This is a genomic window from Kitasatospora sp. NBC_01250, from assembly GCF_036226465.1.
In the GTDB taxonomy this organism is placed as follows: domain Bacteria; phylum Actinomycetota; class Actinomycetes; order Streptomycetales; family Streptomycetaceae; genus Kitasatospora.
This window is the reverse complement of the sequence record NZ_CP108476.1, coordinates 545425-560814: the sequence shown is the minus strand read 5'-3', so window position 1 is coordinate 560814 and position 15390 is coordinate 545425. Positions and strand designations below refer to the sequence as shown.

General features: G+C 73.8%; 16 protein-coding genes. 4 read left to right on the top strand and 12 right to left on the bottom strand.

Annotated elements, in window-relative coordinates; genetic code table 11:
• Nucleotides 1-31: 31 nt before the first annotated feature.
• From OG500_RS02680 to OG500_RS02670, 3 genes are all read right to left on the bottom strand, one after another.
• The gene (locus OG500_RS02680; protein WP_329576065.1) at nt 32-847 is read right to left on the bottom strand and encodes a zf-HC2 domain-containing protein; all 816 of its coding nucleotides are present in this window, start codon (nt 845-847) and stop codon (nt 32-34) included.
• Nucleotides 844-1404, bottom strand: a complete 561-nt coding sequence (locus OG500_RS02675) for an RNA polymerase sigma factor (protein WP_327064723.1) — start codon at nt 1402-1404, stop codon at nt 844-846. Before OG500_RS02675 ends, OG500_RS02680 begins: the two co-directional genes overlap by 4 nt.
• A gap of 145 nt (nt 1405-1549) precedes the next feature.
• Nucleotides 1550-2275, bottom strand: coding sequence for a hypothetical protein (locus tag OG500_RS02670; RefSeq protein ID WP_329576062.1), 726 nt, complete (start codon nt 2273-2275; stop codon nt 1550-1552).
• 480 nt (nt 2276-2755) lie between these two features.
• Between OG500_RS02670 and OG500_RS02665 the strand changes: the two genes are divergently transcribed.
• Complete coding sequence (locus tag OG500_RS02665; RefSeq protein WP_329576059.1) at nt 2756-6346, top strand: GDSL-type esterase/lipase family protein; 3591 nt, start codon at nt 2756-2758, stop codon at nt 6344-6346.
• 86 nt (nt 6347-6432) lie between these two features.
• Here OG500_RS02665 and OG500_RS02660 read toward each other — a convergent pair whose 3' ends face one another.
• From OG500_RS02660 to OG500_RS02630, 7 genes are all read right to left on the bottom strand, one after another.
• Nucleotides 6433-7155 (bottom strand): GNAT family N-acetyltransferase, encoded by a 723-nt coding sequence (locus OG500_RS02660; protein ID WP_329576056.1) that lies wholly within the window; start codon nt 7153-7155, stop codon nt 6433-6435.
• A gap of 59 nt (nt 7156-7214) precedes the next feature.
• A complete protein-coding gene (locus OG500_RS02655; RefSeq protein WP_329576053.1) occupies nt 7215-7841 on the bottom strand; it encodes a hypothetical protein in 627 nt (208 codons plus the stop codon).
• A 214-nt stretch (nt 7842-8055) separates the two neighbouring features.
• Entirely contained in the window at nt 8056-8577 is a 522-nt protein-coding gene (locus tag OG500_RS02650; protein ID WP_329576050.1) for a J-domain-containing protein, read from the bottom strand.
• 94 nt (nt 8578-8671) lie between these two features.
• A complete protein-coding gene (locus OG500_RS02645; RefSeq protein WP_329576047.1) occupies nt 8672-9181 on the bottom strand; it encodes a GNAT family N-acetyltransferase in 510 nt (169 codons plus the stop codon).
• Between the two features lie 11 nt (nt 9182-9192).
• Nucleotides 9193-9663, bottom strand: a complete 471-nt coding sequence (locus tag OG500_RS02640; RefSeq protein ID WP_329576044.1) for an arsenate reductase ArsC — start codon at nt 9661-9663, stop codon at nt 9193-9195.
• A gap of 48 nt (nt 9664-9711) precedes the next feature.
• The gene (locus OG500_RS02635) at nt 9712-10473 is read right to left on the bottom strand and encodes an aquaporin (RefSeq protein WP_329576041.1); all 762 of its coding nucleotides are present in this window, start codon (nt 10471-10473) and stop codon (nt 9712-9714) included.
• Nucleotides 10470-10802: an ArsR/SmtB family transcription factor gene (locus tag OG500_RS02630; protein WP_329587370.1), complete on the bottom strand. Its 333-nt coding sequence runs from the start codon at nt 10800-10802 to the stop codon at nt 10470-10472. Before OG500_RS02630 ends, OG500_RS02635 begins: the two co-directional genes overlap by 4 nt.
• Nucleotides 10803-10957: 155 nt before the next feature.
• Between OG500_RS02630 and OG500_RS02625 the strand changes: the two genes are divergently transcribed.
• Complete coding sequence (locus OG500_RS02625; RefSeq protein WP_329576038.1) at nt 10958-11410, top strand: ArsI/CadI family heavy metal resistance metalloenzyme; 453 nt, start codon at nt 10958-10960, stop codon at nt 11408-11410.
• Nucleotides 11411-11452: 42 nt separating this feature from the next.
• Here OG500_RS02625 and OG500_RS02620 read toward each other — a convergent pair whose 3' ends face one another.
• Nucleotides 11453-12253: a maleylpyruvate isomerase family mycothiol-dependent enzyme gene (locus OG500_RS02620; RefSeq protein WP_329576035.1), complete on the bottom strand. Its 801-nt coding sequence runs from the start codon at nt 12251-12253 to the stop codon at nt 11453-11455.
• 120 nt (nt 12254-12373) lie between these two features.
• Between OG500_RS02620 and OG500_RS02615 the strand changes: the two genes are divergently transcribed.
• Nucleotides 12374-12961, top strand: a complete 588-nt coding sequence (locus OG500_RS02615) for a PadR family transcriptional regulator (RefSeq protein WP_327064714.1) — start codon at nt 12374-12376, stop codon at nt 12959-12961.
• Nucleotides 12954-14462 (top strand): FAD-dependent monooxygenase, encoded by a 1509-nt coding sequence (locus OG500_RS02610; protein WP_329576031.1) that lies wholly within the window; start codon nt 12954-12956, stop codon nt 14460-14462. The genes OG500_RS02615 and OG500_RS02610 overlap by 8 nt, the downstream gene beginning before the upstream one ends.
• Before the next feature lie 132 nt (nt 14463-14594).
• Here the strand turns inward: OG500_RS02610 and OG500_RS02605 are convergent, their stop codons facing one another.
• Nucleotides 14595-15326, bottom strand: a complete 732-nt coding sequence (locus OG500_RS02605) for a G1 family glutamic endopeptidase (RefSeq protein ID WP_329576028.1) — start codon at nt 15324-15326, stop codon at nt 14595-14597.
• Between the last annotated feature and the right edge of the window lie 64 nt (nt 15327-15390).

Genomic DNA, 15390 nt, shown 5'->3' with positions numbered 1-15390 from the left:
GGGTGCTCCCTTTCGAGGGTCGGGGATGCTTTCACAGCGCCGAGTACGCGTGCCTGCGGGCGATCACGGCGCCGCAGCCGAGCGCCAGGAGCAGTCCCCACAGGGGCAGGTGGTCCGACAGCAGGGCGAGGGGGGCTCGGCTGCTGGCGAGGGCGGGGGTGGCGACGGCGACACCCCACAGGGCCACCACCGCGGTGGCGGCGCGGGTCACGCCGATGACGCTGCCCAGCGCCAGCGCGGTGGAGGTGAAGGCCAGCGAGGGCAGCAGCCACTGGGCGGCCGTCATGGCCCCGGTCAGCCAGCCCTCCAGCAGGAGCCCGGGCAGGACCACCACGAGGACCGCGGCGGTGCGTCGCAGCAGCAGCGGCAGGCCGGCCCGGGCGGTCGAGGCGGTCAGTTCGTACGCCGGGTCCATGGCTCGCGACCACGAGGCGGCCACCGCGCACAGCGGCAGCACGGGTGCGACCAGCGTCATCAGCGAGGAGCCGTCGAAGGCCACCGACGGCATGAGCGCGCCCAGCAGCAGCGCCAGCAGGCCGACGGCGACGGTCATGGCGAGCCACGGAGCGCCGGCCGGTGTCAGCCAGGCCGACACCCAGCGCGGGCGCCTGCGCCGTGCGGGCGCCTGGACGGCCGCGTCCAGGAGCGGCTCCAGACCGGCCCGGACGGTGTGGACCAGCGCGGCGACACCGGGCGCCTCGTCGGCCACACACGTCGCCAGTCGGCTGCGGCAGGGCGCGCACGTCTCCAGATGGGCCTCCAACGCCCACACCCGGTCCGCGTCCAACTGCATGTCACCGCGCGCGTAGTCCTCGATCAACCGCGTCGAGGCGTGTTCCCCACTCATGTCAGTGCCTTCCGCATCGCGATCCGGGCCCGGCGGGCACGGGTCTTGACCGTGCCCTCGGGCAGTCTCAGCAGGACGGCGGTCTCCCGGACGGACAGCCCGTCGAGGACCATGGCCTGCAGTACCTGCTGCAGTTCCGGCGCCAGCTGCCGCAGGGCGTCGCCCACCTCGCCGCCCACCGTCGCGGCGAGCGCCTCCTCCTCGGCCGCGGGCACGGCTGCCCGCTCGGCGGCGGCGGGCGGTGGTTCGGCGTGGTGGGCGCGCCGCCGGAACGCGTCGACCAGGCGGCGCGCCGCGATCGTCCACAGCCACCCGACGGCCGTGCCGCCGACGGCGCTTCCGGCGAACGCCCCGGCCGCGCGCCACACCGCGAGAAAGGTCTCCTGCATGACCTCGGCGACGATCTGCTCGTCCGCGCAGCGCCGGCGCAGCCGCACCGCCAGCCACGGCGAGGTGCGCCGGTACAACTCGTCGAACGCCGCGCGGTCACCGCGGGCGACCAGCCGGAGGAGGTGTTCCTCGTCCAGCTCATCCAGTGCTTTCCTGCGTGATCTCACACCAGCCAGACGGCCGCTGCGGCCTGCAGGTTCTGTCTGCGGCGTGAGCTGCGTCACAGTGCCCCCGCGTCGGCCTGCCCAGGCGTCGACCGCCGGTGTGCCCGCCGGTGTACCCGCCGGGCCGGGCCGCCCGGAGCCGCCGCGGTCAGGAGCCGCCCACGGCCGACGCGGCGAGGGCCGCCACCCCGCTGAGCACGAGCACCGCAGCGAGGCCCAGCGCCGCGACTGTGGCCACCCGTCGCACCCGTCGCACCCACCACGCCCGGTCGAGCCGCTGCCCGAGCCGGGGCGAGGCGGCGGTGGTGCCCGAGAGCAGCACGGCCGCGCCGCCCAGGACGGCCAGCAGTGCCGCCGCGAGCCCGCACAGGCGTCCTGCCACCGGGACCACTCCGACGGAGGAGACATCACCACCGTGGTACTGCACCGGGATGGTGCTGCCCGGCGGCCGCCTGGAGTGCTCGAAGGAGGCGGTGCCGGTGGTCCGGCCGTCGTCCGAGCGGAAGACGCCGTCGCAGGTGGTGGTGTGGCTCCGGCTGCCGCGGCTGCTCGTGGTGGTGTGGTCGAGGCAGAAGGTGACGGTGAGCAGCCCCGGGGTCCCGGCCGCCCGTGCCGCGTATCCGATGGTGTCCGCCGCGGCCAGGCCGCCCTGCACGCCCACGCCGATCATCATCAGCCCTACGAGGAAGCGGAAGGCCGCGGTGCCAGGGCGGCTGCGCTCGGCCCGCGGCCGGCCGGGCTGCGGCGGGCGGCTGCCGGGCCGCGGTGAGCGGCTCGCCGTCGCCCGGGACTTGGTCCGGTCGTGGCCGGGTCCGGCCGCTCCGCCGGCCCGGGCCGCCTTGCCCGCCCTCGCTCCGCCACCGCGCCTGGTCATCCCCACACCCCGTCGTCCCGCCCCGCGGACCTCCGCGCCGCGTCTGCGCCAGCGCATCATGCCAGGTCAGCAGGCAGGGCCCGGCAGGGGGGTGGGGTCGGCAGCAGCCGGATCGCGGTGCTCGCACGCTGCCGCCCCACCGGTGTGGCGCACCGTCACCGCCCGGCGCCGGGAGGGGAGAGGGCGGGCAGGCCCGACCCGGCCTGGCGGCAGCGCGGCGGGCCGCGCGGAACGGGCGTGAATCGGCCTGTTTTTGGTGCTGTCCGAGCGGTTCGAACGGGCTGTCTGCTCGGTATAACCCTTGGGCGAGGTTCAGCTGTTCGTCTCCCGAACTCGAGGACCTCGGGCCGGAGTCCAGGACCACCCGCGGGCTCGACGGCCGAACCACGGGCAGCGGCTGCGCGCCGCGGACCGAGAGGGACCTCAATGAAGCGCCGAAGCTCGATTCCGCATGCCTTCCCCCGTCTCGTCTCCCTCGGGGTGGCACTCTCCCTGGCCGTCGCCGGACTGACCGCGCTGACGCCGTCGCCCGCGCAGGCCGTCACCACGACCGCCACCGGCCACATCGCATCCGCGTCGGCGGGCAAGTGCCTTGAGGACGCCGGAGGTTCCACGGCCAACGGCACGGCGGTCGTGCTGGACGACTGCGCCGGATCGGCCGCGCAGAACGTGCAGATCCAGGACGACGGCACGGTCCTGGTCAACGGGGAGTGCCTGGCCGCAGCCGGCGGCGGCACCACGGACGGCACCGCGCTGGTGGTCGCGGCCTGCGACGGCAGCGCGGGCCAGCAGTGGGAGCAGGACGGTGCCGAGCTGCGCAACCCGGCCTCCGGCCGGTGCCTCGACGACCCGAACGCCGCCACCGCCGACGGCACGGCCCAGGTGCTGTGGGACTGCAACGCCACCGGCACCGCAGAGAAGTGGGCGTTCCCGGAACCGGGCGGCGACCTCAGTCTCAGCGTCGGCGTGCCCGACCTCGACCCGGCCGTCCTGCAGACCTTCGTCAACGGGATCAACAGCCAGTACGGCACCGCCCCGTTGAGCACCGACATCAAGAACTACGGTGCCACGTACGAGAAGTACTTCGTCCCGGCGGGCGCCGTCGATCCCGTCGCCGGCTGGCCCGGCTTCACCGGCGGCAGCATGACGGTGGCCTCCACCGGCTCCGGCGCGACCGCCACCAGCGACCTGACGGCCGACATACCCGCCGCGGACGTGCAGGCGAACGCCGAGGTCCCCGGCTGGACCGCGGACACCGTCGCGGGGACCGTCGCGACCCTCACCGGCTTCGCCGCGGGCGCGCTCTGCACGCTGGCGTTCGCTCCGGGCTCCCCGGCCGCGCTCACCGACTGCGGCCCGGTCTTCGCCTTCGTCCAGGGTTTCAGCTGGTCGGTCCTCGACGCGGCCCTCGTCAACGGGGACCTGGGTTCCGGCGACGACTGGGCGAAGATCATCGGGGCCGGCCTGATCGCCGCGACCGGTGCGACCGGTGCGACCGCGGTCGGCGGCTTCCTCGGGTGGGCCTCGGCCGACCTCGCCGGGATCCTCACGACGTCCGGTCAGAGCGCCGGCGGCGGGCTCGCGGGCGCCGCGAAGTGGTTCGGCATGCTCCCGAGCAGAGCGCAGACGCTCAGCACCGGGATCGGCGCGTTCGTCGGCCAGACCGGCGCCGGCGCCTGGAAGTCCCTGGCCCAGGCCTTCCAGCAGGCCTACGGCCGCGCGCCGCAGGTCGGGATCCCGCTGCGGCCACTGGCTTTCGGCGACTCGATCACCTACGGCGTCCAGAGCTCGACCGGTTCGAGCTACCGGTGCGACCTCGAGAACGATCTGAGCACGGTGGGGGACTCCTACCAGTTCACCGGTGCGCTCGAAGCGGGCAGCGGGTGCGCGCAGTTCGCCAACGAGGGCCTCAGCGGCTGGACGATATCCCAGCTCGCGGGCATCGAGCACTGCACCGTCACGGCCTTCCAGCCGAACGTCGTCCTGCTGGACATCGGCACCAACGACATCAACCGCGGCGGTGCCCCGGCCACGGCCGCCGCCGCCCTGGAGAACCTCGTCGACAGCATCCTGGCCGACGATCCCACGACCACCGTCCTGGTCTCCGCGCTGATCCCCACACCCGACCCGACCGTCGCGGCCAACATGGCGGCGTTCAACACCCAGGTGTCCGCGTGGGTGGCCCAGCAGCAGGGCGCCGGTGAGCGCATCGGCTGGGTCGACCAGGGCGCGGTGCGGCTGTCCGACCTCGCCGACGGCCTGCACCCCAACGACACCGGCTACGCCAAGATGGCCGTCGACTGGAACCAGGCCATCGCCGCGGCGGACATCGGCCACCACTGGTTCCAGCCCGCACCGTCCGCGAACGGCGCCGTGTGCGGCCAACCGCTCTGGGGCTCCCGGGGCCAGGTCGCCGGGGACTGGGGTGTGGGCGCGGCCTCCGACCAGCCCGGCGCCAAACCGCTGCCGGCCGGGGCGCACGTCCAGTTCGCCGACCTCGACGGCGACGGCCGGGCCGACTACCTGCAGATCAACGCCGACGGCAGCGTGGACGCCTGGCTGAACGAAGGCTGGAGCCCGTCGGGAAACATCGCCTGGAAGTTCCTCGGCGAGATCGCCGGTGCCGCGGAGGGCGTCGGCCACGGCGACCCGGGCAGCCGGATCCAGTTCGCGGATCTGACCGGTGACGGCCGGGCCGACTACCTCGACGTCAACCCGGTCACCGGCGAGGTCGACATGTGGCAGAACAACGGCCCGGGCACCTCCGGCCACTACAGCTGGACGTCGGTGCCCGGTGTCGCCGTGGGCGTCGGACCGCCGAGCACCAGCCGCGTCGTGTTCGCCGACCTCAACGGCGACGGCAAGGCGGACTACCTGGTGGTCAACTCCGACGGGTCGGTGCAGGAGTGGCAGAACGGCGGTGACAGCGGCAACGGCTGGGTCTGGCCCCCGCAGGGCACCGTCGCCACCGGCGTCGGCGACCCGGGCAGCCGGATCCAGTTCGCGGATCTGACCGGTGACGGCCGGGCCGACTACCTCGACGTCAACCCCGCCAACGGCTCGGTGCAAGCCTGGTTCAACGCCGGGACCGGCCCCTCGGGCGTCACCTGGAACCAGGTTGGAACGGTCGCCACTGGAGTCGGCAGCCCCGGCACGGACATCCAGTTCGCCCCGGTGACGGCCACCGGTCGGGCCGACTACCTGGACGTCGACCCCGCCGACGGCACGGTGCAGGCTTGGATGAGCAACGGGTCGCTCAACGGCGGCTGGTGGTGGGCGCCGCAGGGCGCGGTCGTCGACGGCGTCGCCTCCCAGATCCAGTTCGCCAACCTCTACGGCACCGGCCGTGCGGACTACCTCAAGGTCAACTCCGACGGCTCCGTGCAGGCCTGGGCCAACACCGGGGTGCCCTCGGGAGCCCCGTCCTGGAGCGGCCCCACCACCGTGGCCACCGGCGTCGGCGCCCCCGGCAGCGACATCGTCCTCGCGTCGGTCTTCGGCACCGGCCGGGCGGACTACCTCGCCGTCGACCCGGCCAACGGCGCGGTCACCGCATGGATGAACGGCGGACCGGACGGCAAGGGCGGCATCGTGTGGATCCCCAAGGGTGAGATCGCCACGGGCGCCGCACCCGGCAGCGAGGTCCGCTTCGCCGACGTCTGGGGCAGCGGACGCGCGGACTACCTCATCCTCGACCCCGTCACTGGCGCGATCACCGACTACATCAACGCCGGAACCAACCCCAGCGGGAACATCGTCTGGATCCCGTACGGCCAGATCGCCAGCGGCGTCGGCGCCCCCGGCAGCCAGATCCGCCTCGCACCGCTCTACGGAAGCGACCGGGCCGACTACCTGGTCGTCAACCCGGACACCTCGGTGCAGGCCTGGAAGAACGGCGGCGGGACGGCACAGAGCGGCTGGTCCTGGGGCCAGCAGGGCACGGCCGCCTCCGGCGTCGGCTCGGCCAACCGCGTCGAGTTCGCCGATCTCTGGGGCGGCGGCCTCGCCGCGTACCTCGTCGTCGGATCCGACGGCTCGGTCGCCGCCTGGGTCAGCAGCGGATTCGCCTGACGGGTGCTGCGCCGGTCCCAGGCGCTCGGGCACCAGCGCTGCACCCACGGTCCGCAGGAAGGTAGGCGGGCGTCACCCTCGCCCGGCTACCGCAGCTCGATGCTGAGCTGCGCCCCCACCTCCTCGAAGCCCAGGGCGACCGCAACCCGCCGCGACGCCGGAACCCGGGCCCGCCACTGCGGCAGCAGGCCGGCCGCGAGCGCGTGTGCGGCCGCCGCCGAGCCCGTCACCCGGGCCAGCCCGCGCCCGCGCCACGCGGGTGCCGTCAGCACGCTGATGTGCGCGGTCCGGCTCGGCCACGACCGGTAGCCGGCCGCGGCGACCACCTCGCCGGCGTCACGCACCACGAACGCGGGCGAGGTGATCTCCCACAGTCCGGCCTCGCGGCTGTCCTCCTCGCCCGCCCGCTCCTCCAGGCCGCGCAGCTCCCGGTGCTCGCCCGGGAGCTGCTCCACCGTCAGGGAGCCTGACGGGGCGGGACGGAACCGGTCCTCGGACACATAGGCCAACGCCGCCGGCCCGAGCACCCGCGCCACCGGCAGCACCCCACGCACCGCCTCGGCCTGCGTGACCGCCGCCACCGGCAGCATCGCCAGAGCCTCCCGCACCAGCGCGGCCGCCCCCTCGCCGGGCGCGGTCACGATCGCCGACCCTCCCACCGACACCACGCCGACCCAACCGGCCGGGCAGATCCGCGACGTCGGCGAGACACCCACGCTCACCCCGCCCGCCGACCCGAACGACACCGGCACCGACGCCAGTTCCTCCCACAGCCCGCGGGCCCTGACCACCAAGGGATCCATCGACATGCCCCTATCCTGCCAACACCCGCACCCTGTCGACCTCTGAATTGATCCGGCCAGAACCCTCAGCCGGACTGCGGGGCATCGAAGGTGATGGCCGGTGTCCCGGCGTTCCGGGCGAGGAAGTGCAGCAGGTTGGCGAAGCCGCGCGCGTCGTCGATCGCCCGGTGGGTGTGCTGCACATCGCCGAGCCAGTGCGGGGGCAGCGCCGGTGCCGGGAGGTCGGCGGCCGGCCGGCCGGTCAGGGCCGCCGTGTACGAGCGCAGGCAGAGCGCCGGGCCGTGAAAGAGGAGGTCCTGCTCGTAGGGGCCCTGGTGCAGTCCGTACGGGGTGAACCGGCGCAGGTAGTAGTCGATCCAGGTTCCGTCGAAGGACAACGGTGCTGCGGCGAAGGCCCGTTGGCCGGGCAATGACTGGATCCACCCGACGTACCTGCTCATCACGGAGACGACGGGCTCCGGATCGGTCGTCGCGGCCTCCCATGCGCCGGGCTCGGAATCGAACCACTCCTTGGTGTGCGGGTTCGGTGCCGACCCGGGAAGTGGTTCGAGGACGGCCTCGAACTCGCCGAAGGTCCGTCCGTCCGTGGTCGTGGCAACGGAGGCGAAGGACCGCATCGAGTTCGGGCCGGCCCACGGGCCGTCCACCTCGATGTCGGTCACCACGTAGGTCCAGTCGCTCGGTTCAGTCATGCGCTCGACGGTACCCGTCAAAGCCACCCTGCGCAGCAGTCCCTGCCGCTCCCAGGGCTGCCGTGCTCCCGAGGGCTCAACTGGGCCTCGAAGGAACGAGGTTCGACATCGCATCGGTGCCCTGACCGGGCACACGCCCGCTCTGATGCTCCTCCCCCTCTCCGCCTCTCCGGCGCCCAGGGCCGCGCTCGTGTGCTGCGTCCGTCGTGCTGGGTCAGTCGTGGCGCCGTAGACGGGGGAGGCGCAGCCGCCACCGGCTGCCGCTGCCCGGCGCGGGCCGGACCCCGTGCGGGGAGCCCGCCGCTGCCGCGTGCTGCGACCGGGCGCCGTCCCCGCTGCTGCGGGCCTGCCGCCACTGGGACACGAACGCGTCGATGTCGATCGGTGTGTAGCCGAGCGGTGGGCCGGGCGGCGGCATGCGCAGGTTGGCGGCGATCTTCTCGTTCACCGGCTCCAGGAGTTCACGCACGCGCGACTCGGCCGCGGCTCTCGCGGCCTCGGCCAGGGTGTCCTCGATCTCCTTGCGCAGCGCGAGGGTCGGCTGCAGGATCGCCCCGTGGCCCTCCTGGACCATCTTCTGTTTGAGCCACCACATCTCGTCGTAGGGCACGTTCGCACCGGGCAGCGGCTTTCCCAGGCCGGGCAGCTCGGCGAACTCGCCGCGCTCCTCCGCCTCGCGGATCTGCCGGTCGATCCAGGACTCGAAACTGAGGCCTGCGGGCTTTCGCTCAGTCATGGGGTGATTCTCCCACCCTGGTAGTCCGCCGGGCCAGTGCCTTTGTGGCTGCGCGGTTGTGCGGATGTATGGCTGTGCGGTTGTGCGGTGGGCGTCAGCCGACCGCAGGGCTGCGGCGCTCGACGAGGACGACGTCGCGCCAGCGGCCGTGGTGGCGCCCCAGGCGCTCGCGGGTGCCGACCACGCGGAAGCCGGCCCGGGCGTGCAGGGCGAGGCTGGCGGTGTTCTCCGGGAAGATGCCGGACTGCACGGTCCAGATCCCGGCGGCGTCGGTGGAGGCCAGCAGTGCGCGCAGCAGGGCCAGGCCCACGCCGCGGCCTCGGGCGCCGGGGTGGACGTAGACGGAGTGCTCGACCACGCCGGCGTAGGCGCACCGGTCGGAGACCGGCGACACCGCGGCCCAACCGAGCACCCGGCCGTGCTTGTCGCCGTCGCCACGGCCGTCCCCGGCCTCGTCCCCGTCGATGGCGACCAGGCGGTGCCCCGGAAGCCGGGCGGCATCGAACGCCTCCCAGGACGGCGCGGCGGTCTCGAAGGTTGAGTCGCCGCTGTCGATGCCCAGCTGGTAGAGGGCCAGCACCTGCTCGGCGTGCTCGGTGCGCATCGCCGAGACGGTCACGGCGCCGGTGCCCACCCGGCGGCCTCGATGCCGAGCTCGGTCAGCAGGGCGCGGACGCGCTGCTCGATCCGGTCGCGGATCGGGCGGACGGCGTCCACGCCCTGGCCGGCCGGGTCCTCCAACGCCCAGTCCAGGTAGCGCTTGCCGGGGAAGTACGGGCAGGCGTCCCCGCAGCCCATGGTGACCACCACGTCGGAGGCCTGCACCGCCTCGACGGTCAGCACCTTGGGCACCTCGGCCGAGAGGTCGATGCCGACCTCGCGCATCGCCTCGACCACGGCCGGGTTCACCGCGTCCGCCGGGGCGGAACCGGCCGAGCGCACCTCGACCCCGTCCCGGCCGAGGTGGGTGAGGAAGGCGGCGGCCATCTGCGAGCGGCCCGCGTTGTGCACGCAGACGAACAGCACGGACGGTACGGACACCACGGACAGCTCGGACGCCACGGACGGCTCGGCAGCACTGCTCATGAACGGGTTCCTCCGGGAGGGAAGCGAGGGAGCGCGGGGCGGGCGGGGTCAGTGGCCGGAGGCGGCGGGCTGGTCCTCGGCGTGCGGCACGACGGCGTCCTGCGCAGCGGCGGGTGCGGCGGCGGGTGCGGCGCGGCCGAACAGCACGGCGGCCAGGGCGACGCCCACCACCAGGCCCACCAACTGGGCGGCGACGAACGGCAGGACGGAGGCGGGGGCGATCCCGGGGGCGGTGTCGGTGAAGGCCCGGCCGATCGTGAGGGCGGGGTTGGCGAAGCTGGTCGAGGAGGTGAACCAGTACGCCGCGCCGATGTAGCAGGCGACGGCGACCGGGGCGAGGTGCGCGCGGCCGGTGCGGGTCAGGCCGAAGGCCAGCAGGACCAGTCCCGCGGTCGCCACGGCCTCACCCAGCCACAGGTGCGGGGCCGACCGGTCGTGGGTCGACCAACGCACCAGCGGCTGCGCGAACATCGCGTTCGCCAGCACCGCGCCGCCGATCGCACCGGCGACCTGCGCCGGGATGTAGGCGGCGGCCTCACGTGCACCCGGCCCCGCGCCTTCGCGGCGACCGTGCCACCAGGCGGCCAGCGTGACGACCGGGTTGAGGTGGGCGCCGGATATCGGGCCGAACAGGGCGAGCAGCACGCCCAGGCCGAAGACCGTGGCCAGGGAGCAGGCGAGCAACTGCACGCCGGCGTCCCGGGAGAGCGCGGTGGCCTGGACGCCGGCGCCGACCGCCACCGCGACCAGCGCGCCGGTCCCGACGCACTCGACGGCGGCCCGGCGCCCCAGCGATGCCGTCTGCGTCATCCGATGCTCCCCGCGGCCGCGGCGGCGGTGCCGGCCGGAGTCTGGAGCAGGGCGGACAGCTGGGCCAGCGCCGCGGGCAGCACCCAGTAGTAGACCCAGGTCCCGCGACGCTCGGAGTCGACCAGGCCGGCCTCGCGCAGCACCTTCAGGTGGTGCGAGATGGTCGGCTGGGAGACGTCGAACGGGCCGGTCAGGTCACAGACGCACGCCTCGCCGCCCTCGTGCGAGGCGATCAGCGACAGCAGCCGCAGCCGGACCGGGTCCGACAGCGCCTTGAACATCCGGGCCAGGTCGACGGCCGCCTCCTCGCCCAGCGGCTCGCGGACCATCGGCGAGCAGCACGCCACGGCGTCGTCCCGCCGGAGAACAGTCAGCTCTGACTTCGACTTCGACATGCGTCTATGTTGACAGCCGTCAAAGCAGAGGCGCAAGGTGGCTGTATCGACAACTGTCGATACAAGACCCCAGGCTCCTGGAGGCCACCATGTCCCGTGTCCAACTCGCCCTGCGCGTCGCCGACCTCGAAGGCTCGATCGCCTTCTATGCCAAGCTCTTCAACACCGAGCCGGCCAAGCGGCGCCCCGGCTACGCGAACTTCGCCATCACCGAGCCCCCGCTCAAGCTCGTCCTCATCGAGGGGGCGAGCGGCGAGGACACCCGCCTGGACCACCTCGGCGTCGAAGTCGCCTCCACCGAACAGGTCGTCGCCGCCACCACCCGCCTGGAGGGCGTCGGCCTGGCCACCGTCGCGGAGAACGACACCTCCTGCTGCTACGCGCTCCAGGACAAGGTCTGGGTCACCGGTCCCGGCCGGGAGCCCTGGGAGGTCTACGTGGTCAAGGCCGACGCCGACACCCTCGGCAAGAGCGCCGTGGCACCGGACGCCGAGTGCGACACCGTTGCCTGCTGCACCCCGCAGGAGCGGTGCGCCGGCTGACGCGGGCCGGACCGGCGCACCTTCGGGGCGGCAGCGGTGTGTCTACTCCGCCGGCTCCCAGGCGCGGAGCAGGTCGATCAGGCCCCGGTCTCCCTCGACCCGCAGGGAGTCCAGCGGGATGCGGTCGTACATGAACAGGACCAGCTCGCTCGCCGTGCCGTGGACGCAGGCGCCGGCCGGCTCGAGGGTCTCGCCGGCGGCGGGCGTGCTGCCGGGCGCGGGGATGCGGGTGTAGCGTGCGCCGTCACCGTCGACCGTCAGGCGCCAGGAGCGGCCCTCGGCGGCGTGGAAGTCGAAGGCTGTGGGCTCGTGCGGCCAGGCGCTCGGCGTCGCGCAGCAGGTGGACAGGAAGTCCTCGGCGCCGTCGAGCGCCACCTCGGCCGGCAGCGGCTGCGGGGCGCCCACGGTGAGCTGGGCGTCGTAGGTGTGCACCGAGATCTCCTGGAGCTGGTGCCGGGCGACGGCACCGCAGGTCGGCGGCGACTGCGAGCCGCCCCACCACGTCCAGCAGCCGCGCTCCGGGCCGGCCTCCCACAGTGCGTCCACGAGTTGCTGCGTCGATGCGGCCAGCCAGGCCAGCAGCGCCTCGCGCTCCTGGGGCCCGACCGGAGCGGCGTGCGAGGCGGACCTGACCCGGCCGGCGGCGTCGGGCCCGGCGGCGATGGTGTCGGCCCAGGAGCGACGTCCCCCGCCCAGGTGCTGCACCAGATCGAACAGCGTCCACTCGGGGCAGGTCGGCACCTGCACGTCGAGGCCGGGCGCGGCGGCGATCGCGGCGCGGAAGGCGGTCGATCGCTCGTCGATCAGTCGCAGCAGGTCGGGGAACTCGATGATCTTTTGCACGCCGGATGTCTATCACCGTGCTGCGGGAGCGCGACAGCGATTTTGCGCGCGCCCCTGCAAGCTCGGATCCGAGTAGTAGGATCCGAGTAAAGGTGACCCCGAGCCTGACGTTGGAGTGAGATGACCGTCAAACGACCGGCCAACCCGCTGGCCCTCGCCGTGATGGGCCTGCTGCTGGAGCAGCCCATGCACCCCCACGCGATGGCGACCGCACTGCGGGACCGTCAGCTGGACCGGGCCTTCAAGCTGACCACCGGGTCGCTGTACGACACGGTGCGGGCGCTGGCCCGGGACGGGTGGATCGAGGCGACCGACACCGAGCAGGTGGGCGGCCGACCGGCGCGCACCGTCTACCGGCACACCCGTGAGGGGCAGCGGTGCTTCACCGAGTGGCTGGACGAGATCGTCCGCGAGCCGTCCCGGGAGTACCCCAGGTTCCTGTCCGCCGTCAGCTACCTGGGCGCACTGGGGCGGCAGCGGGCCGCGCAGGCGCTGCGCGAGCGGGCGGCGGCCCTGCAGACCCGGATCGCGGAGGGCGAGCAGGCCTACCGGGCCGCGGTGGAGGAGCACAAGGCGCCACGGCTGTTCGTGATCGAGGCGGAGTACGCCCAGGCGATGCTGCGGGCGGAGACGGAGTGGGTGCTGCGCACCGCCGAGGAGATCGAAGAGGGCACCCTGGCGTGGCCGGAGGCATCCCCCGATGCCTGAGGCCATGGTGTCCGCGCCGGCACAGGTGGACGTCGCGGTGGTGGGAGCCGGGCCCGCCGGGCTGATGCTGGCCTGCGAGTTGGGGCTGCGCAAGGTACGCACGGTGGTGCTGGAGCGCGACCCCGCACCGCCCGGCCACTGCCGTGGTTTCAACCTCAACGCCCGCAGCCTGGAGCTGCTCGACCGCCGCGGCCTCGCCGATCGCTTCCTGGCCGAGGGCCCCACCGTGCCGAGCACCGTCTTCGTCGGGGCGGCCCAGCTCGACCTGGCCGCCATGCGCACCGGACACCCCTACGTGCTGGGGATCGCGCAGACCAGGGTGGCGGAGATCCTCGCCGAGCGGGCCGTCGAGCTGGGCGTGCGCATCCTGCGCGGTCACCGCCTGGCCGGACTGCGCCAGGACGACGGCGGGGTGTGCGCCGAGGTCGACTCCCCGGACGGGCGGACGCTGCTGCGCCCGGGCCGGCTGGTCGGCTGCGACGGAGGCCGCAGCACGGTGCGCAAGCTGGCGGGCATCGGCTTCCCCGGCACGCCCGCGGACCGCTTCACGCTGCTCGGGGACGTGGTCCTGGCGGACCCGCAGGCGATCGCGTTCGGAGTGACGGCCGGTGCGAACGGCACGGTGTTCGCCGTCCCGCGGCCCGGCTACGTGCGGCTGATCACCAACGACCCGCAGCCGCCGGACGACCGGGACGAGCCGGTGACGCTGCCCGGCTTCCAGGACGTGCTGGACCGGGCGCTGGGGCGGCACGTGGAGATCGCCGAAGCCCGCTGGCTCACCCGGTTCGGCAACGCGGCGCGGCTGGCCGAACGACTGCGGGACGGCCGGGTGCTGCTGGCGGGCGACGCCGCGCACATCCATCCCCCGGCCGGGGCCATCGGCGTCAACGCGGCGATCGACGATGCCATGAACCTCGGCTGGAAGCTCGCCCTGGTGGTGCGCGGACAGGCTCCCGAGAGCCTGCTGGACACCTACCACGCCGAGCGGCACGCGGCAGGCGCCAGGCTGCTGCGCAACACCCGGGCGCAGATGCTGGTCGCCGCGGAGGGCGAGCGGCTGGCACCGGTGCGCGAACTGCTCGCCGAGCTGGCGCGGGCTCAGGAGACGGCCGGCTACCTGGCCGAGGAGATCACCGGCGTCGGCACCCGCTACCCGGTTCAGTACGGCTCCGGCCACCCCTGGGAGGGGAGGATGGTGCCGGACGTCCCGCTGGAACGGGGCAGCCTGCTAGCGCTGCTCGCCCGCACCGCAGGCGGCGCACTGCTGGTGGACGGGAGTACCGGAACGGACGCGCTGCGCGAGGCGGCCGAGCCGTGGGCGGACCGGGTGACGGTGGTGGCGGCGCAGCCGGCGGGCCTGCCGGACGCGGTCGCGGTGCTCGTCCGCCCGGACGGTCACGCCGCCTGGGCGGGAACGCCCTCGGCGCCGCTTGACACCAACGTCCAGCAGGTGCACGGGGCCCTGCAGCACTGGTTCGGGCCGCCGACGGTGGTTCTGTGACGCACGGACGGGCCGGGCGCCCGGCTCGTTGGTGCCGGCCGCGCCCGGCGGGGCGTGGCCGGCACCGGCCGTTGCGTCGCTCGCAGTCGGTGCTGGGGCCTGTCCGGCAGGATCCGCCGGACAGGCCCTGGGTCAGGACTGCAGCCAGTTGATGGTGTAACCGCTCCCACTGGGCTGGGAGTTGCTGGTCAGCGGGGTGTCGCCGCGGGACAGGTCGGTCGAGTTGAGGGTGCCGGCGCTCGCCAGCGGGGAGCCGTTGACGGTCACGTTGCTGAACGCGATGGACCCGAAGTCGGCGACGGGGCCGACGCCGTCGCCGAGGTCCTCGACGATCGCCTCGGCCGAGGAGAGCTGGTACGAGCCGGACTCGTGGTAGGTCTTGGTCCAGTGCTGCGTGGTGTCGCTCTCGGTGAGCGTGAACGAGGTGCCCTTCACCGTGACGGAGGCGGTGATCTGGTCCCCGGCCTGGACAGGCTTGTTGAAGTAGATCGAGTCCGCCGGGTACATCTCGACCCACGGGTAGTAGCCCGCGGCGCCGTTGCTGCAGTCCTGGTCGAAGCCGATCTGCTCGACGGTCTGCGAGGTGAAGCCGTCGATGCCGATCCAGGGCGAGACCGAACTGTCCGGGGTGTCCGCGCAGTCGAGCGTCGGGACGGTCCAGCTGCCGCTGACCGAGGTGTAGGTGCCGCCCGTGACGGCGTAGCCGCCCCAGGTCTGGTCGTCGTGCAGGTAGTGGCTGTGGTGCGGGAACGCCCGGGTGGGCGCTGCGGCTGCGGCGGGGGTGCCGGTGGACGCTGCGACCGTGAGCAGGGCAGGGGTGAGCGCGGCCAGAGCGGCGAGCGCGCGGAGCCGGTGGATCGTCACGCGGGGACCTCCGACGGGTGTGGGGGTTCGCGTTGCCATCCGGGCGTGGCGGAGCCGCCATGGG